Annotated in this window: 18 protein-coding genes and 1 pseudogene; 13 read left to right on the top strand and 6 right to left on the bottom strand. The window is 55.9% G+C overall.

Annotated features, from left to right (window positions below):
• Positions 1–232 precede the first annotated feature (232 nt).
• Positions 233–958 (bottom strand): response regulator transcription factor, encoded by a 726-nt coding sequence (locus VPK24_RS15440; RefSeq protein WP_099535626.1) that lies wholly within the window; start codon positions 956–958, stop codon positions 233–235.
• A 411-nt stretch (positions 959–1,369) separates the two neighbouring features.
• On the opposite strand from VPK24_RS15440, the gene psaD reads away from it, so the two are divergent.
• The 3 genes from psaD to VPK24_RS15425 all read left to right on the top strand — a co-directional run bounded on the left by psaD (position 1,370) and on the right by VPK24_RS15425 (position 3,744).
• The gene (gene psaD / locus VPK24_RS15435) at positions 1,370–1,819 is read left to right on the top strand and encodes a photosystem I reaction center subunit II PsaD (RefSeq protein ID WP_393014672.1); all 450 of its coding nucleotides are present in this window, start codon (positions 1,370–1,372) and stop codon (positions 1,817–1,819) included.
• A 110-nt stretch (positions 1,820–1,929) separates the two neighbouring features.
• The gene (locus VPK24_RS15430) at positions 1,930–2,193 is read left to right on the top strand and encodes a hypothetical protein (protein WP_393014670.1); all 264 of its coding nucleotides are present in this window, start codon (positions 1,930–1,932) and stop codon (positions 2,191–2,193) included.
• A gap of 24 nt (positions 2,194–2,217) precedes the next feature.
• Positions 2,218–3,744, top strand: a complete 1,527-nt coding sequence (locus tag VPK24_RS15425; RefSeq protein WP_393014668.1) for an anthranilate synthase component I family protein — start codon at positions 2,218–2,220, stop codon at positions 3,742–3,744.
• Positions 3,745–3,819: 75 nt separating this feature from the next.
• Here the strand turns inward: VPK24_RS15425 and VPK24_RS15420 are convergent, their stop codons facing one another.
• Positions 3,820–4,482, bottom strand: a complete 663-nt coding sequence (locus tag VPK24_RS15420) for a hypothetical protein (RefSeq protein WP_393014666.1) — start codon at positions 4,480–4,482, stop codon at positions 3,820–3,822.
• A 566-nt stretch (positions 4,483–5,048) separates the two neighbouring features.
• Here VPK24_RS15420 and VPK24_RS15415 point away from each other — a divergent pair.
• The 3 genes from VPK24_RS15415 (at position 5,049) to VPK24_RS15405 (ending at position 8,548) form a co-directional block, all read left to right on the top strand.
• Positions 5,049–6,638 (top strand): adenylate/guanylate cyclase domain-containing protein, encoded by a 1,590-nt coding sequence (locus VPK24_RS15415; protein ID WP_393014664.1) that lies wholly within the window; start codon positions 5,049–5,051, stop codon positions 6,636–6,638.
• Positions 6,639–7,049: 411 nt separating this feature from the next.
• Positions 7,050–7,901, top strand: coding sequence for a glutamate racemase (gene murI, locus VPK24_RS15410; protein ID WP_190527452.1), 852 nt, complete (start codon positions 7,050–7,052; stop codon positions 7,899–7,901).
• Positions 7,902–8,077: 176 nt separating this feature from the next.
• On the top strand, positions 8,078–8,548 hold the full coding sequence (locus VPK24_RS15405) for an NADAR family protein (protein WP_190527314.1): 471 nt from the start codon (positions 8,078–8,080) through the stop codon (positions 8,546–8,548).
• A 91-nt stretch (positions 8,549–8,639) separates the two neighbouring features.
• On the opposite strand, the gene VPK24_RS15400 is transcribed toward VPK24_RS15405, so the two are convergent.
• Positions 8,640–9,482 carry a universal stress protein gene (locus VPK24_RS15400; RefSeq protein WP_190527312.1) on the bottom strand — a complete coding sequence of 281 codons (843 nt, stop codon included), beginning with the start codon at positions 9,480–9,482 and terminating at the stop codon, positions 8,640–8,642.
• 677 nt (positions 9,483–10,159) lie between these two features.
• Here VPK24_RS15400 and VPK24_RS15395 point away from each other — a divergent pair.
• On the top strand, positions 10,160–10,603 hold the full coding sequence (locus VPK24_RS15395) for an acyl-CoA thioesterase (protein ID WP_099535620.1): 444 nt from the start codon (positions 10,160–10,162) through the stop codon (positions 10,601–10,603).
• A gap of 141 nt (positions 10,604–10,744) precedes the next feature.
• A complete protein-coding gene (gene gcvH, locus VPK24_RS15390) occupies positions 10,745–11,137 on the top strand; it encodes a glycine cleavage system protein GcvH (RefSeq protein WP_393014661.1) in 393 nt (130 codons plus the stop codon).
• Positions 11,138–11,143: 6 nt separating this feature from the next.
• On the opposite strand, the gene VPK24_RS15385 is transcribed toward gcvH, so the two are convergent.
• Positions 11,144–12,442, bottom strand: a complete 1,299-nt coding sequence (locus VPK24_RS15385; RefSeq protein ID WP_393014660.1) for an FAD-dependent oxidoreductase — start codon at positions 12,440–12,442, stop codon at positions 11,144–11,146.
• Between the two features lie 321 nt (positions 12,443–12,763).
• On the opposite strand from VPK24_RS15385, the gene VPK24_RS15380 reads away from it, so the two are divergent.
• The gene (locus VPK24_RS15380) at positions 12,764–13,426 is read left to right on the top strand and encodes a hypothetical protein (protein ID WP_393014658.1); all 663 of its coding nucleotides are present in this window, start codon (positions 12,764–12,766) and stop codon (positions 13,424–13,426) included.
• Between the two features lie 76 nt (positions 13,427–13,502).
• On the opposite strand, the gene VPK24_RS15375 is transcribed toward VPK24_RS15380, so the two are convergent.
• Complete coding sequence (locus VPK24_RS15375) at positions 13,503–13,946, bottom strand: hypothetical protein (RefSeq protein ID WP_099535123.1); 444 nt, start codon at positions 13,944–13,946, stop codon at positions 13,503–13,505.
• A 157-nt stretch (positions 13,947–14,103) separates the two neighbouring features.
• On the opposite strand from VPK24_RS15375, the gene VPK24_RS15370 reads away from it, so the two are divergent.
• From VPK24_RS15370 to VPK24_RS15355, 4 genes and pseudogenes are all read left to right on the top strand, one after another.
• Positions 14,104–14,463 carry a translation initiation factor gene (locus tag VPK24_RS15370; protein ID WP_099535125.1) on the top strand — a complete coding sequence of 120 codons (360 nt, stop codon included), beginning with the start codon at positions 14,104–14,106 and terminating at the stop codon, positions 14,461–14,463.
• A 184-nt stretch (positions 14,464–14,647) separates the two neighbouring features.
• A complete protein-coding gene (locus tag VPK24_RS15365; protein WP_393014655.1) occupies positions 14,648–15,364 on the top strand; it encodes an HAD family hydrolase in 717 nt (238 codons plus the stop codon).
• 97 nt (positions 15,365–15,461) lie between these two features.
• A pseudogene (locus VPK24_RS15360) lies at positions 15,462–15,968 on the top strand (HD domain-containing protein); the annotation flags it as partial.
• On the top strand, positions 15,951–16,454 hold the full coding sequence (locus tag VPK24_RS15355) for a nucleoside 2-deoxyribosyltransferase (RefSeq protein ID WP_393014986.1): 504 nt from the start codon (positions 15,951–15,953) through the stop codon (positions 16,452–16,454). The pseudogene VPK24_RS15360 and the gene VPK24_RS15355, both read left to right, overlap by 18 nt.
• Here the strand turns inward: VPK24_RS15355 and arsC are convergent.
• Positions 16,451–16,858, bottom strand: a complete 408-nt coding sequence (gene arsC / locus VPK24_RS15350) for an arsenate reductase, glutathione/glutaredoxin type (protein ID WP_393014653.1) — start codon at positions 16,856–16,858, stop codon at positions 16,451–16,453. The genes VPK24_RS15355 and arsC overlap by 4 nt on opposite strands.
• Positions 16,859–16,873 lie beyond the last annotated feature (15 nt).

Raw genomic sequence — 16,873 nt, 5'->3', positions numbered from 1 at the left:
CGTCATTTCCATCGTCGTAGGGGTTGGGTCTCCCAACCCTAACCCGGGCGATCGCCACAACCCTGTCCACCCCTGGGAATACCCAAGGATCACGGGAACTGGGCGGGGAAACCCCGCCCCTACGACTGATTGGTTTAAAGAACGAGGTCATCAGGATTTCAGGCAATTTGACGACAGGCCCTAAGCCCCTTGTTATAACGATTGGGGCATGGAAAATCAGGCGAGTTCGAGATTAGTTTCCGGGGTCTTCAAACTTATAGCCGGCCCCAATCACCGTTTTCAGAAATTGGGGATTTCCGGGATCCGGTTCAATTTTCTTGCGCAGGCGGGCCACATGGGTGTCCACCACTCGCTCATCGCCAAAAAAGTCATCGCCCCAAAGTTTGTCGATCAGTTGGCTGCGGCTCCAGACCCGGCCCGGATAGCTGAGGAAGGTGGCCAACAGATTGAACTCCAAGGTGGTGAGGTCAAGATCTTCGGAATCGTGATCGGGCAGGTGGCGACGGGCCACGCGCCGATCGCTGTCGAGGCTGAAGTGGTGGGTGGCGTAGGTGGGGGTCAAGTCCCGATCGCCCCCGGTTCCGGCCTGGCGCAAACTGCGACGCAACAGCGCCCGCACCCGAGCCACCATCTCGCGGGGGCTAAAAGGCTTAACTAAATAGTCATCTGCACCGGTTGACAGGCCCACAACTCGATCGAACTCTTCGCCCCGCGCCGTCAACATCAAAATATAAGGATCCTTGTCGCCGGGTTTTTGGCGAATGCGGGCACAGACTTCGAGGCCATCAATGCCCGGAATCATCCAATCCAAAATGACTAAATCGGGCTGCGATCGATAAAACTGCTCGATCGCCGCTTGGCCATCGTGACAAACCCCACAGGTGAACCCTTCGCGATCGAGCGTGCCGCGCAACAACTCCGCAATCTCCGTGTCATCTTCCACAATCAGAATTTGCATGATTTGCAGGGCCTCATCCGTGTCGCGATCACACCAAACACATCGAAAAACAGGTCGAAAAACAGGTCGAAATCACATCAAAAATTTGAGCATTTTGAGCCGATCTTCAGCCCATCCTGTACCAGAATTGCACCCCAATCCCGGCAATGGGTTGATCGCGCCTCCCCATTCTGGGCACGGATGGGCGATCGGGTTAGCTCCAGGGCGAAGCGGGGCTTTCGTCCTCAGCATAGCGCTCGAAAACCGGGGCGATCGCGCCGCAGATCCTTTGCAGCAGCTATTCTCAGCTCGATCGGCTCAAATAAAGAACTGTAACAGTTCTGGCCGGGGGGGTATGGCTCAACACAAAGCCAGTGCTAGGATTTCCCGTAAATTCGCAAGACTTTTTAGAGACTAGCGAGACAAAAAGCGATGTCCGAAAATCCTACACCTGAAACCAGCGGCCTCACGGGCCAAACGCCGAAATTTGGCGGTAGCACGGGTGGCTTGCTCTCGAAGGCTAACGTCGAAGAGAAATACGCCATTACCTGGACCAGTACCAAAGAACAAGTTTTTGAAATGCCCACCGGTGGCGCTGCCGTCATGAACGCAGGCGAAAACCTGCTGTTCTTGGCCCGCAAGGAGCAGTGCATCGCCCTTGGTAAGCAACTGCGCACCAAGTTCAAGCCCAAAATCGAAGACTATAAGGTCTATCGTATTTATCCCAACGGCGAACAGGAGTTCATCCACCCCGCCGATGGCACCTTCCCCGAAAAGGTGAATGCTGGTCGCGACTTCAACGGCAAGAAGGATCGCCGCATTGGCGAAAACCCTCAGCCCGCAACGGTCAAGTTCAGCGGCAAGGAAACCTACGAAGTGTAGGTTTTTGGGGTTGCCCATGGTGGGTGCTCGGATGGGCGAGGGGTTGAGCTTGAATTGCAAGGTGGTTTTTGACTCCTGCACTTAAACCGCTGATTTGCTCAGAATTCTGCTTGACAGCTCCGCTCGATTCCAGCGCCTTTGCCCATGGTTCGGGGAACTTTCCCCAATTCCAAGACTGCCAAATCGACTCAATAACGGGCCGCTTCCTTGCTTTGGGGCGGCTCGTTTTTGTTTTGGGCCTGCCTGTGTTGGGCTGGCTGATTACCGGTGCTGATTACCGGTGCATTCCTGAGCTGGGACATCGACACCATGGGGCGATCGCCCGATCGGAGAAGTTTTGGTGCAAGGAATCCAGACGGTTGCTAGTATTTTGAGACTTGCTCATCTGCTGCTGACCCATGTTGCCCGACTTTAGCCAATTTTCGGAACTCGCCCGCCAAGGAAACTTCGTCCCGGTTTATCGCGAGTGGGTTGCGGATTTGGACACGCCGGTTTCGGCCTGGTTGCGCACTTGCCAGGGCCAACGCTACAGCTTCTTGCTGGAGTCGGTGGAAGGGGGCGAAAATATTGGCCGCTATAGCCTTTTGGGTTATGACCCCCTGTGGGTGCTAGAAGCGCGTGGAGATTTGGCGGTGCAAACGTTCCGGGATGGGACGGTGGTGGAGCACCGGGGCAACCCGTTTGAGGTTTTGAGCGGTTGTCTGGAGTTGGTGCGGCCGGTGAAGCTGCCACAGTTGCCCCCGGGAATTGGCGGGCTGTTTGGCTTTTGGGGCTATGAGCTGATCCAGTGGATTGAGCCGCGTGTGCCGGTCTATGGGCCCACGGAGGCGGATTTGCCGGATGGGCTGTGGATGCAGGTCGATCGCCTGATGATTTTTGATCAGGTGAAGCGAAAGGTGTTTGTGATTGCCTATGCGGATTTGCGGGATCCGGCGGTGGAGTTACGCCAGGCCTATGAGGTGGCCTGTGGGCGGGTTGATGAATTGATCGATCGCCTCCAAGGCAGTATCGATCGCCAAGAATCACTCCTGCGCTGGACTCCGGCTACCCAGAGCGATCGCCCGCCCTTGAACCCTCGCAGCAACACCACTCGCGAAGCCTTCCATGCCAACGTGCTCAAGGCCAAGGAACACATCAAGGCCGGCGATATTTTTCAGGTGGTGATTTCCCAACGGTTGAGCACGGATTTTGAAGGGGATCCTTTCGATATCTATCGATCGCTCCGGTTGGTGAACCCTTCGCCCTACATGGCCTATTTCCAATTTGGTGATTGGCAATTAATCGGTTCCAGCCCGGAAATCATGGTCAAGACCGATCGCCAAGTTGATGGAACCATTCAAGCCACCGTTCGCCCAATCGCCGGTACACGCCCCCGAGGAGCCAATCACACCGAAGATGAAGCCCTGGCGGCGGATCTGTTGGCAGATCCCAAAGAAGTGGCCGAACACGTGATGTTGGTGGACTTGGGCCGCAATGATTTGGGGCGTGTTTGCAACAGCGGCACGGTCACGGTCAATCAACTCATGACGATCGAGCGATACAGCCATGTGATGCACATCGTGAGCAACGCGATCGGGCAAGTGGCGGGCGATCGCACGGCTTGGGATGTGTTGGCTGCCACCTTCCCCGCCGGAACCGTCAGCGGTGCGCCCAAAATTCGGGCCATGGAGATCATTCACGCCCTGGAAGGCTGTCGGCGCGGCCCCTATTCCGGAGCCTATGGCTACTACGACTTTGAGGGGCAACTCAACACCGCCATCACCCTGCGCACGGCCTTGGTGCGCAACCGTGCTGATGGTACTCACGAAGTGTCGGTGCAAGCGGGCGCGGGACTGGTGGCGGACTCGGATCCCGAAAAGGAATACCAGGAAACCTTAAATAAGGCGCGCGGCGTGCTGGAGGCCTTGCGTTGCTTGCAAGGTTAATTCAACAAGGGTTGACCCTAGCAGCTTAGAAGAACCGCCATTCAAAGCGCCTGAGCGCCTTGATGCAAGCTGGAATTAGGGCGCTGGCTGCACTGCCAAATGTTTCAGCAGCAAGCTCACCCGAGGGCCATAGCCTTCCAGGTATTCCATGGGCAAATGCACGAGCACCACAAAGGGGCGACCCGCCATTTCTCCTAAATAAAGCTCTCCGGCGATCGGCTCGCCTTTGTCGGTGCGCATGAAGGCGATCGCCCGCTTCACCCAACCAAACCGCTTGAATTTGGGGTCGTCGCTCGATCGAACAATGCTGGCCCGATTCGTAGCTAACCAGCCATTGGGGCCCGTATAGCTTTGCCACAACTGTTCCGGCGTGGTGGGCGTTTCCGGAACAATCACACTGACATAGGCCGCTTCGTTGCGGACTGCTCCCCCCTGGGCCACAAACCGGACGATCGCGCGGCCCCCTTGGCGATCCATGATCGGGGCAAAATCTTCCCGAGCCAAATAGGTCACCACCGGAAATCGATCGGGCGCAAACCGCTCCAGCTCGATCGACTCCGGCTCCCCTTCAACCATGATCGTCTCGGTGATGCGGGCGGGCGGTGTGGGCGTGGCTTGGGCAACCGGCGCGATCGATTGGGGAGCGATCGGCACAACCGGCGAGCGATCGGCTCCGGTCACAGGCCCTCCCATTGAACAAGCACCCAACAAAAGCAAGGTCAAGACTGCACGCATCACGATTTTTCTCCCAGCAATTCAGCACTTGAGAAGTTCAATGGCCACTCAGTGGCAATCCAGTAGCAATTCAGCAGCAATTCAGTAGCAATCCATTAAAAATTCAGCCATTTAGCCGCTCCCTGGCTCAGTTGCCCATTCAGCCCTTGGGCAATTTGGCCGTTTCAAAACAGCAGTTGAGGACAACCCACAACCCTATTGCTATTTCCACCCCACAGCATCAACAGGCGGGATAGAAGTTGATCCAAATCTAAAGCAGCGGTTAGGTAAAGGTTTGCAATTAAGGTTTGCAATTAAGATTTGCAATTAAGATTTGCAATTCAGCTCTCTTGGAGCACATGATTTTCCATTCCCCACGCGCCAGCCCTGTGAGGCGAGATCTGGGATCAATCACGACAGGCCAACGATCCACGACGATTCCTGGCACAGGGAATTGAATCAGGCTACGGTAAGCACAGCGCTATTTGCGCCCATGGTCTACGTTTTTTGCCTGCATCTTCCCGATTTTTTTCCCTCAAGGTGTGCATCATGCAAATAGCATCTGAGCCAAAGCCGTCACTCAGGGAGTCATGTCAACACTTCAGTTCTATCAAGCCCTGAGTGGGCGATTTCGCAATTGGTCGTGGGAATGGTTATTCATTGCCTTGCCGGCCTTGGCGGCCGTCATCAGTGGAGCCATCACCTGGCAGTGGCAACTCCTGATTTTTTCGGAGACTGCTCCAGAATTGAGCCAGATGATTCCCCCCGTCAGCACTGCGGCGATGGTGGCTTTTTTGAGTACCTCAGCAGCCAGTGTGATTGGATTTTGGATTACCCGCCAAACCTGCGCCCAAGCGATCGCCCATTCTTGTTCTCCTCAAGATTCTGATTCTCATTCCCGTTTGCCGCTGGTCAATCATTTCGATCGTCATTCTTCCAATCGCCATTCTCATTCTCATTATTCTTTTGATATCAATCAACATCCTCATTCCAATTTCAAGATCAGCTCTGAATTTGAAGCTGATGGTTCTGCATTTGTTAATGATCATCAGGGAGAAGATAGCCCAAGCAACCATCATCAAGGCGGTAATGAGCCAATTGACGAACTAGTTGACGAACTAGTCGATGAACTAGTTGATGAGCCTGTTCATGGGCCAGCAAATGATCAAAAAGTAGAGGAAATTAGTGACGAGGCCAATCCCGAAACAACGGATTTGGCAGACATTGACATTACAGATTTGACAGAAACTTCGGAAGCGCCGGCCGATTGGGATGGTTTAGATGGGCGATTTGTGCCTACCCAATTTCTGCAATTGTTGCAGCGGTCAACCTTGGCGGAAGTGAGCCTAGGAGACTATACGGAACGAACCATGGCGGTCATGTTTGCCGATATTCGAGGTTTTACGACCCTTTCGGAAACCATGTCCCCTCAGGAAAATTTGCGTTTTTTGAATGCCTATTTAGGTCGAATGGAGCGGGCGATCGCCCAACATAATGGGTTCATTGACAAGTACATTGGCGATGCCATTATGGCCCTGTTTGAAGGGGATGCTGACCTGGCGGTTGATGCGGCCATTTCGATGCTCAAGGCGCTGAGTGAATATAACCAGGAGCGCTTGAAAGCAGGGCGATCGGCCATTCGCATTGGCATTGGTTTGGATACGGGGCCGCTGATTTTGGGCACAATCGGGGGCGTTCACCGCATGGAAACTACCGCGATCGGGGATGCGGTAAATTTGGCTTCTCGCCTAGAGGAATTAACGAAGCAATATAGTGTTTCGATTTTGGTTTCCCATCGTCTATTGGCAGCGCTGCATAACCCCTCTAAGTACAGCATTCGGTTTATCGATCGGCTGTATGTGCGCGGAAGGACTCAACCTGTGGCGGTTTATGAAGTCCTGAATGCCGACCCGATTGAATTGCAAACCCTCAAGCGTGCATCCAGTAGTTTATTTGAGGAAGGAGTCCTGCGATTCCATCGTCGGCAATATCGGGAAGCCGCTTCTTTGTTTGAAGAATGCCTCAGCATGAATCCAACTGATCGCGCAACTCATATCTATTTGCAGCGATCGGTTTTGGCGGGTTTTCCACCTTCTGAGCACACCTGGCAACTAATTAAGGGCAAGGTGATTCATAAGCGCAAACGCTACCGAGGACGGCGACGGGCCCGATCGCGCTGATGATCTCGCTGATGTCCTGAACCAAAGCCTGCGGGCCCTCACCGGAACCGGCGCTTGACTCACCATTGACTCCCGATCGGCTCCAGAGTTGACATCCCCGCCAAGCTGTAGCGTAATTGATGGGAACTTGCCCCGATCGCTGTTGCAGCCTTCATCCATTCCCCGCCATCCATTGCCGCTGGTACTGCGATGAATGCGAGATCGCCGGAGTTTCCTGAAGCTAGGATTTCCCGAAGCTAGGGTTTCCTGAACAGGATCTCGGATACCGTTCCAGATGTGGAGTTGCAAAATGGCGCGGTTCAATGGCGCGGCTCAATGGCGCGGTTTAATGGTGCGGTTGTGACTGGCGAGGCAGTTGCTTGTCCTTGAGGATTGGAGGTCTGGAGTTTGAAGGGGCTAATTTCAGGAGCGATCGCGAGGGATGCCCGCAGACGGCCGATCGGCGTGTTTGATAGTGGCGTGGGTGGCCTAACGGTTTTGCGGGAGCTATATCGCCAACTGCCCAACGAGTCGCTGCTGTATTTGGCGGATACGGCCCGCTTGCCCTACGGGATGCGATCGCCCGCCGAAATTGTCCAATTTTCACGCGAAATCCTCTCCTGGATGGAGCGCCAGGGCGTGAAGATGGTTGTGATGGCCTGCAATACCTCTTCGGCGTTAGCGCTGGATGTGGTGCGAGCAGAGTTTGATTTGCCCATTGTGGGCTTGATTTTGCCGGCGGCTCGGGTGGCGGTCGATCGCGGATCCCGGGTGGGGGTGATTGCCACGCCAATCACGGCCGCCAGCGATGCCTATCGCCGGGCCATGGTGGAGATTGATCCCACGGTGCAGGTTTGGCAAGTGGGCTGTCCGGAATTTGTGCCGATCGTGGAGCAAGGGCGGTTGCACGAACCCGATACCCGAGCGATCGCGCAACAGTACCTGGAACCGCTGCTGGAACAGTCGATCGACACGTTGGTTTATGGTTGCACCCACTATCCACACCTAGCAGGGGTGATTGAACCGCTGCTGCCGCCGGGAGTGGTCACGATCGACCCGGCCGCCCATGTGGTGGCCGCCGCAACCCAAGAGCTGGAGTTGCTTAACCTGAAGCATTTGGATCAACCGCAACCCACTCGCTTTTGTGTCACGGGCGAGGCCGATCGCTTTGCCAGTTTGGCAACCCGCTGGTTAGGCTGTGCGCCGTTGGTGGAGCAGGTGCAACTGCTGGAGGCGGAAACCCTAGGCGATTACTTGCCGATCGAGTCGCCGTTGTCAGCTTAGGCCGGGCGATCGGGAAATTGCTCTCAGGGATCATTGCCATGCGATGATCAGCAATAGGCGCGCTCCCAAAAATCTTGAGAACACAGCGATCGCCTCATCCATCTCTGCCCATTGATCCCAGGCTGGAATGCTCGCCGGGTGTGATGGGCTGTCCGCCGTTGCCCGATCGATTTCCCATGACCATTTACTTCTACAAAGTTGGCGAACCCTATGGGTGTTTTTCCAACTTCTCACCCCATTGGATTGTTGTTGATGGCGTTGACTGGCCAACGGTGGAACATTTCTATCAGGCACAGAAGTTTGTGGGCACGGAATCGACGGTCATGATCGATCAAATTCGATCGGCGCTGACTGCATCAGAAGCGGCCGCCTTGGGGCGCAACCCGGCCCATCAGTTGCGATCGGACTGGAATCGGGTGAAGCGATCGATCATGGCCCAAGGGGTGTGGGTCAAGTTTTCTAGCCATCCTGAATTGGCGCAAGTGTTGCTCAGCACGGGCAGCGAAGAACTCATTGAAGATTCACCCACAGATTATTACTGGGGATGTGGAGCCGATCGCACCGGAAAAAACGAACTAGGCAAGGTGCTCATGGAAACGCGCGATCGACTGCGGGAAAACCTAGCCTTGAGTCGCAGTTTTCTCTAGACAAACAAACAGACAAGGGGTTTAAACCCCTTGCCCCCGAAAACTTGGTTAGCGCTCAAAGCCCTAAGCTCAAACGCCCAAGCTGAAAACCTTACGCACTCGGAATCCGCGTCAACAACACCGGACAGTTGGCATAAACCCGCACATAGTCTGACAGAGACGATCCCAGCAGGCGATCGAGATCCGGCAGTCCCTTCGCCACCGACGGCCGGCGATCGGGCGACCCCAACAGCAACAGATCCGCATTGTTATCATCCGCCAAGCGACAGATGGTTTCCCCAGCCCGCCCCCCGGCAGAAATGGCCTTGTAGCCAACCCCAAACTTTTTCGCCTCCGCGATCGCCCCAGCCAGCACCTCATCGCTCTCGCCGCTGATCACCTCATCCGGCTTCCGCTTGGCATCTACGTGGGTCAAAATCAATTGGCTGCCCTTGATATCCCGCGTCAAAAACAGTCCCAATTGCAGCGCTTGCTGGGATGCCTCGGACTTATCGATCGCCACCATCACGCGGTTAATCCGCTTGACGTAGATATCATCCTTCACCAGCAACATCGGCCGCCCCGACAGTTGGAAAACATACTGACTCACCGAGTTTTCCAAAATTGATTGCAGCCGCTTCAGACCCCGCGATCCCATCACGATCAAGTCCGCGTCCACACTGTCCGCCACCCGCAGCACCAAGTCTTTGGGTTCACCCTGCTGCAACATGGGCGACACTTGCTCCGGCGGCAGGCCCAAAAACTCGATCGCCTTGGCCAGCATCTTGCCGCCTGCTTCCAGCTTTTCGGTCATCTGGTCAGACCCAATCCGACCAGGAACCACGTGCAAAATGGTGACATGGGCATCTTTGATCGCGGGGATCTCCATCAGAAATTTCAGCATTTCTTCTGACTGTCCCGTGCCCGAGTCAGCGAACAAGATTTTTTTAATCATGGCTTCTGAAGGAGTCGCGTTGCTAGACCGATCAAGAACTACTCAAGAACAATGTTGAAATTTGATCCAGAGAAAATCGACAAAATGCTAATGCCAACCTAATACTAACCAAATGGATATCAAGTGAATATCCTGGAATTGGTGTTGCTTAGGGTTGGTATTATTTAAGGATGTCTCTTTGCTGTGTGAATCAACCGGGTCAGGGGCGACACAAACATAGCAGGCACGCCACTTGCTGACGATCGACGAGCTGATTCAACAGACTTCAACAGTTCATTTAAAGCCTACCACCGAATTCCTGAGTTGCCGCCAGAACCCCTTGTAATAGTTACATTTTTCAAGAATTGCTGGAAAAATTAAAACCTTAAAGAATTACAACGGGATCGGGTCTGGAGGTGTTAAATGGGGGTGGTGGGCCCGAGGGCTGTCTGTTTAATTTGTTAACAAGAGGATTATGTTCTGAATGACCTCGGGCCCTATGATGATCGCCTGATGATTGCCGGTTTAATCCTGGTTTAATCAATGCGATCGCCGGTTCGATCACTCCACGCGATCGCTGGCTCGACCAAAGGGGATTAGCCCTGCCTGAACCTTGGCCGATTAAATCCTTCTGCAATTTTGCAATGTGCTTTGCAATGTGCGCTATGAATGCCTCTGTAACTGCCTCCTCAGCTCCGATGGCTCAAGATTCAACGGATTTTCAGGGTTTTGCTTACCCGGCGCGGGTTCAGCCCCACCACACGGACTATGCCGGGGTGGTGTGGCATGGCACTTATCTTTCTTGGATGGAGTCGGCGCGGGTGGAATATTTACGATCGCGCGGGTTGGCCTATGAGCAACTGGTGGAGATGGGCTGTGAGTTGCCCGTGGTTGACCTGGGGATCCAATATCACCGCCCAGCGCGGATGGGCGAAGAGGTGGTGGTGAAGGTGGCCCTGGAGCCGATCGAGGGCGTACGCTTGATGTTTGACTACCAAGTGGAATCGGCGGCGACGGGGGAATGTTATGCCACGGCCTGTGTCACCCTAGTACCGGTCGATCGAGCAACGGGGCGGGTAATGCGCCGCTGGCCACCGGAGTTGGTGTCTGTGTTGCAGTCGATCGCCGGGCCCGTGCAGTAGGCCAAGGGCGATTCACGATCGTTCACGCGCGACTCGATTCAGTCATTCATCACTCAGTTCGTGGCCGGTGGCTCATGCATAGCCAATCAAGGTCGCAATTCGCAGTTTTTAGTTCCAACAATCCCAAGGAATGGCAAAGCAATGGCTAACCACTTTCCCCATGATTTGAAATATAGCGACTCCCATGAGTATGTCCGGGTTGAAGGCGACGAGGCCACGATGGGGGTCACGGATTTTGCGGCCGACCAACTGGGCGATGTGGTGTTTGTGGAACTGCCATCCGTAGGACAAAGGGTTGAGGCTGGTGAATCGGTGGGATCGATCGAATCTGTGAAGGCCGTCAGCGAGCTATACGCCATGGTGTCTGGGGAAGTGGTGGCAACCAATAGCGACGTGGATAGTTCTCCAGAGTTGGTCAATGAGGATCCCTACGGGGATGGCTGGTTGGTGAAAATTCGGATGAGCAATCCACAGGAATTGGATCGAGCAATGACGGCGGATATCTACTCCAGCTTGGTATCTGGGGAGCAGTAGGGCCCGTTACTGGCGGGAGCGAGCGGCTACCAGGGCCTGTTGAGCGGTGCGCCGCAGCAGGTCAATCGCTGGGGACTCGGTGGCGGGCAGGTGGGCCAGGTCGGCAATGGTTCCCGATCGGGTAATCAGGGCGGCGACGGTGCTGATCGCTTCGATCGCCCCCGCCGCGAGTAACAGGGCCCCTTGCAATTGGCCCTGGCGATCGTGCTGGATTTGGCAACGGCCGGCCGCTAGGGTCAAGGCCACGCTGCGCAGTTCTGGCCCTTCGCCACCGCCTACCACAGCCAAGGGCAGCGGCCCGCGCACGGCCCAAGGCTGCTGTTCATAGCGGATGCAATGGGGGCGTTGGATTGGGTTTTGCAGGCTATTGCGGATGATCAATTGGGCTTCGGTGGCGGCGATCGCCCCGATCGGGTGGCCCCCCAGCAGGGCCCCGCAGCCATACAGTTCTGGCGCGAGGGGCAGTTGCAACCGGTCATTGGCGGGCCAATCGCCAATCCCGATCGCCCGGGGGCAAAGCTGCTCAAACCCCTTGGGCAGGAGAGCTTGATAGTTGCCATCCGTGAGCAAGCAATCCACTTCCCGGGCCCGATCGCCAACTTGAATCCAGGTTTGTCCCTCCAACACTTTGCACTGTTGGGGAGCAGCCCGCAAAATCACCTCGATCGCCTGGGCTGCCAGTTCCGCTTGTAACCATTCGGCTGCGGCCGCCGGTAACCCCCCCAAGACCCGATCGCCCGCCGCCGCCAAGGTCACTTGGGCCCCCAACCCCCGGAGCACCTGGGCCAGCTCGATCGCCATGGGACTGTCGGCGGTGACCAACCAGCGCTCGCCGGGCCGCACCCCCCGATGAGCCAATTGGGCGATTGTGTCCGGAGTGTAGGCCGCCACGGGGGCCCGCTCTGTCCACAGGGGCACGGTCGATCGGCCCGGCAACGCCAACAGACAACGCCGCCCCGCCAACAGGCGATCACCCAATTGCACTCGCCACTGGTTCTGGTGTCGCATCAGCAACCCATCGCCCACCAGGCAGTCCACCCCACCCGCTGCCAAAGCAGCCCGTTGATCGCCCCAGAGGCGATCGTGCCATTGGGCCTGGCGTTGCAGCGATCGCCAATCGATCGTCCCGGCCGCCAGGGCCGCCCCTTGACTCACCAGCAACTCAGCCCAAGGGCGCGTTTCCGGTTCCAACGGCTCAATCAGCGCCACCCGCAACCCCGATCGGGTCGCCTGTTGGGCCGCCAGCCGTCCGGCCGCGGTTCCGCCCAAAATGATCCAATCGTGTTGTTCGTAGCAGGCTGCCATAGGGGGTTAAGGAACGACTGTGCCAAGGACGTGGGCCGATGATGATGTCAAGGATGCGATCGCCCGAGATGATGCATTCAAAACTTGTTCGGGCTTTTGTCTGGGCTTTTATTTGGGCTTTTGTCTGGGCTACTAACTAAGCTACCGATTGAGCTACTGACTACGCTACCGATGATTTGCTCAGGGATTCGCCAACAATGGGGTACGCATCATAGGCTATATGAGAACACATCCTTAGCCTTTTTTTGGCGGCTCCCGACTGTCTAATTTTCCCATCTATCTATTTTCATTCAATCTCAGCAAAGACTTTGAAGAGGTTTCATGCCCTGGAAATCTGCCCCCTACGAATCAGTTCGGAAAGCCATGAATCCCGGCGATATTGTTGCATTTTCGAGCAATGTGGGATTTTCATCGCTGATTAAGATGGCCACGCGATCGAACATCACCCACATTGGCATTGTTTTTCAAACCAAACTCTTTATCTATGGAGAGGCCCAAGAGGGGTTCTTTAACCAGGTGATGGAGTCCACCGTGGCCAGCGGCACGAGAGCCGGGGTAATTGCCAATCGGTTGAGCGATCGAGTGAAGTTTTATCCAGGGGATATGTGGTGGTTGCCCCTCAGACAGGACGTGCGCGATCGCATGGATTTGCGAGCTTTTTATAATTTTCTGCTCCATCATGAGCACCGTTCCTATGACATTGCCCAGGCAATTCGCTCTGCCTTTGACTTGCCCAACAATTTACCTATTCCTGGAAAATTAACCCGTAATGCGGAAGATTTTTCACGGTTCTTTTGCTCAGAATTGGCGGCGGCAGCTTTGGAAGCCAGCGGGGCGATCGGATCGATTAATGCTTCGGAAGTGACCCCGATCGACCTCTGTATGTTCTCAATTTACGAAGATGATTATTATCAGTTGAAGGGGCAAAAGAAACTGATCAGTGGCTATAACACCCTGAATCCTAATGGTTGGGGACAAGAGTAAGGTAATTTACTCTCGCCTCCCTGTTCGACTGGCTGCACTTGAGTTTGCGCGATCGAGCGATACGATCGAGCAATACTTAGGCAGCCGAATCGCTGCTCGATCGCCCGTTGAACAGTTCCAACACCTCGCGGCAGTAATGCTTAATTCGATCGGCCGGTTCGGCGCGGGGTTGGCTGTCGCCCTCAAACTGCCAGGCCTCGATCGTGGAGAAGCGCCACTGTTGCCCCCGATGGTCGTAGCCCGCCACCTCCACACCGATCGCCCGTTGGGTGTCTTCTACCGGATCCGCAAAAAAGCGCACTTGCACCAGCAAACTACGGCAGGCACAGGCGCGGCTGTAGCCCGGGAAGTGAAACCCAATGTCGATCGAGTCTGGATCAACGGTGGCGCGGGTTTCTGCATCATTGAGCCAAGGTTTCAGATCCACGCGCACATCGGGAAAAGCGATGCGAAACAAATTCACCGCAGCCGCGATTTGGCTGGCTAGGGCGATCGAGTGGGCACGTTCGGCGGCGTTCACGCAACTCCTCCGGGCGAAACGGGCGATCGACCTGCGGGCCAGGGCCAGCGGCGGGGCAATGGCGCTAAACCCCGACTCAGGGCCATGAAACCCGCATGGATTAACGTCGTTTCATCATAATGTACGAATCCCAACTGCAAAGGAGTAGTTGCTACCAATGCCGAGTCCTCGCCGTGCTGCTGACGATCGCCCCGATCGCCGTGTGGTCTATTCGGAATTTGGCGATGCGGTGAATCCAGACGCGATTGCCCGGGCGGTTCCTGACCTGCCGCCCAATCAACAAAACCTGAAAGTGCAACTGTCCCGCAAAGGCCGCGGCGGCAAAACCGTCACGGTCATCAGCGGTTTTCAGCACAAACCCGAGACGCTACAAGCCCTGCTGAAAACCCTGAAAAACCGCTGCGGAACCGGCGGCACAGTCAAGGACAACAATTTGGAAATTCAAGGGGATTATGCCGATCGGCTAGTGGCGTTGCTGGTGGAACAGGGCTATAAAGCCAAACGCAGCGGTGGATAAAGCGATGGATACATTGGATTGGATTGAATTGATTGATTGATTGAATTGGTTGAAATTACTTGGCTTGAGTAAGCCAATTTGAGTAAGCCAATTTGAGTAAGTCAAATTGAATTGATTGAAATTACTTGGCTTGAATTACTTGGCTTGAATCATACGCCCTTCCCCTTCGCTCCTTGCCTTTGCCATGTTGTCCGCTGATTTGTTGCCCAATTCCTTCGGCTTGCTATTCGATTTGGATGGCACTTTAACTGAAACCAATCCCTTGCATTACCGAGCTTGGGAACTGGTTTTGGCGGAAGTGGGCTTTGACCTCACGCCCACGATTTATGAACAGATCATCAGTGGCCGCACCAATGCCCAAATTGTGGTGGATTTGTTGCCCAGCTATTCCGTGGCGGAGGGAGCGGCCCTGAGCGATCGCAAGGAAGCTCTGTTTCGGCAGTTGGCCCCCGACTTGGAACCGGTGCTGGGGTTGCCTTTGCTGCTGAAAGCCCTGGAGCCTTGCAATCTGCCGATGGCTGTGGTGACCAATGCGCCCAAGGACAATGCGATCCACATGCTGACGGCCTTGGGGTTGCGGGAGCGGTTCGCAACGGTGGTGCTGGCGGAGGAAGCGCCCCCCGGCAAACCGGATCCCGCGCCCTACCGGTTGGGGTTGGAACGGTTGAACCTGCCGGCCAATGGGGCGATCGCCTTTGAGGATTCACCCCCCGGAGTGCGATCGGCGGTGGCGGCGGGGATTTTCACCGTGGGCCTGAGCACCACCCACGCGCCCGAGGAACTGACCCAAGCCGGGGCCTCGTTGGTGATTGAAAACTTTACCAATCAACGGCTTTGGCAACTGTTGCGATCGCGCTTGGGAGACGAGGCGATCTCGCTTTCGGCTGCATCCACCGTTTAATCTCAATCTCCCTTACCGTTGCGCAACCGTCAGCCCTATGGATCCTCAGCCGATCACTGAATCGGGAAGCCATCGCCCGATCGATTTCCCCAACGGTTTGCCCCAACTAGATTTGTTAGCGCGGGCCTTGGCCTTTGCGGCCGCAAAGCATCGACACCAACGGCGCAAGGATCGAGAGCGATCGCCCTACATCAATCACCCGATCGCCCTGCTGCGGGTGCTGGTGCATGAGGCCCAAATGACGGATCCTCAAGTGCTGGCGGCGGCCCTGCTCCACGACACGATCGAGGACACAGACACCACCGCTGCCGAATTGGTCGCCCACTTTGGCCCCGAAATTGCCGCCCTGGTGCAAGAGGTGACGGACGATAAGCGATTGCCCCAGGCCGAGCGAAAGCAGTTGCAAATTGACCATGCGCCCAACTTGAGCGATCAGGCCAAACTGGTGAAACTGGCGGACAAAATTTGCAACTTGCGGGATGTGGATCAGTCGCCCCCGGAGCGCTGGTCGATCGCCCGTCGCCAGGCCTATTTCGACTGGGCTGAACAGGTGGTGACTGCCCTGGGGCCAATGCCGCCGGCCCTGATGGAACCGTTTCACGCCATTTTGCAAACCGGCCGTGCCCATCTGGCCGCCCCAACGGCCGATCGCCCCTTGCGGCTTTATTGGGCTGGGCCGCTGTTTTCCTTGGGAGAACGCTGGCTGAACCAAACCCTGACCGAGGAACTGCAAACCTTGGGCTATCCAGTCTTTTTGCCCCAGGCGGCATGTGCGGGCCTCAGTGATCCGCAGGCGATTTTTGAACGCTGTCGATCGGGGCTGGATCAGGCAAACGCCGTGATTGCCGTGTTGGACGGGGCCGATGCGGACTCGGGAACCTGTTGGGAATGTGGCTATGCGTTCGCACGTCAGTTACCGATCGTGGCGCTGCGCACAGATTTTCGCGGCTCTGGTGATGCGGGCGGCTTCAACGCCATGCTACTGGGAACGGCCCGATCGGTCATTGCGCTCACGGATCCGGCCGCCGACTTGCCCACCGTACGATCGCGCTTGGTGGCGGCGATTGAAGCCTTGGTGCCGCTGAATTAAGGGCTGATTTGGCTGATTTGATCGATCAAGGCCGTGACGCGATCGCGAATTTCGTCGCGCACCCGCCGAAACACCTCGATCGGCTGGCCATCGGGATCGTCCAGTTGCCAATCCTCAAACCGTTCCCGCAGCACCCAGGCTTCCGGCAAATTCACCCCACAGCCACAGAGGGAAATCACGCCGTCGAAGTCTTCGGGGGCAAATTCGGCCAGGGCGTTGGAGGTTTGGTCGCTGATCTCAATTCCTGCTTCCGCCATCACCGAGATCGCCGTGGGATGCACCCGGCTGGCTTCAAGACCGGAACTCACCACCCGAATTTTGCCCGCTCCCAGGGTTTTCGCCCAGCCTTCCGCCATCTGCGATCGGCAAGAATTGCGCCGACAAACAAACATCACCGATTTCATTCCATTGCCCTCCCA

This window comes from Limnothrix redekei LRLZ20PSL1 (assembly GCF_043235035.1).
In the GTDB taxonomy this organism is placed as follows: Bacteria; Cyanobacteriota; Cyanobacteriia; order CACIAM-69d; family CACIAM-69d; genus CACIAM-69d.
This window is presented reverse-complemented; position numbering and strand designations above follow the sequence as displayed.

Bases quoted from the DNA above. Each gene is read 5' to 3' on its own strand.
- VPK24_RS15440 (WP_099535626.1), bottom strand. From the start codon at position 958: ATGCAAATTCTGATTGTGGAAGATGACACGGAGATTGCGGAGTTGTTG.
- psaD (WP_393014672.1), top strand. From the start codon at position 1,370: ATGTCCGAAAATCCTACACCTGAAACCAGCGGCCTCACGGGCCAAACG.
- VPK24_RS15425 (WP_393014668.1), top strand. From the start codon at position 2,218: ATGTTGCCCGACTTTAGCCAATTTTCGGAACTCGCCCGCCAAGGAAAC.
- VPK24_RS15415 (WP_393014664.1), top strand. From the start codon at position 5,049: ATGTCAACACTTCAGTTCTATCAAGCCCTGAGTGGGCGATTTCGCAAT.
- VPK24_RS15405 (WP_190527314.1), top strand. From the start codon at position 8,078: ATGACCATTTACTTCTACAAAGTTGGCGAACCCTATGGGTGTTTTTCC.
- VPK24_RS15400 (WP_190527312.1), bottom strand. From the start codon at position 9,482: ATGATTAAAAAAATCTTGTTCGCTGACTCGGGCACGGGACAGTCAGAA.
- VPK24_RS15395 (WP_099535620.1), top strand. From the start codon at position 10,160: ATGGCTCAAGATTCAACGGATTTTCAGGGTTTTGCTTACCCGGCGCGG.
- gcvH (WP_393014661.1), top strand. From the start codon at position 10,745: ATGGCTAACCACTTTCCCCATGATTTGAAATATAGCGACTCCCATGAG.
- VPK24_RS15385 (WP_393014660.1), bottom strand. From the start codon at position 12,442: ATGGCAGCCTGCTACGAACAACACGATTGGATCATTTTGGGCGGAACC.
- VPK24_RS15380 (WP_393014658.1), top strand. From the start codon at position 12,764: ATGCCCTGGAAATCTGCCCCCTACGAATCAGTTCGGAAAGCCATGAAT.
- VPK24_RS15370 (WP_099535125.1), top strand. From the start codon at position 14,104: ATGCCGAGTCCTCGCCGTGCTGCTGACGATCGCCCCGATCGCCGTGTG.
- VPK24_RS15365 (WP_393014655.1), top strand. From the start codon at position 14,648: ATGTTGTCCGCTGATTTGTTGCCCAATTCCTTCGGCTTGCTATTCGAT.
- VPK24_RS15355 (WP_393014986.1), top strand. From the start codon at position 15,951: ATGGAACCGTTTCACGCCATTTTGCAAACCGGCCGTGCCCATCTGGCC.
- arsC (WP_393014653.1), bottom strand. From the start codon at position 16,858: ATGAAATCGGTGATGTTTGTTTGTCGGCGCAATTCTTGCCGATCGCAG.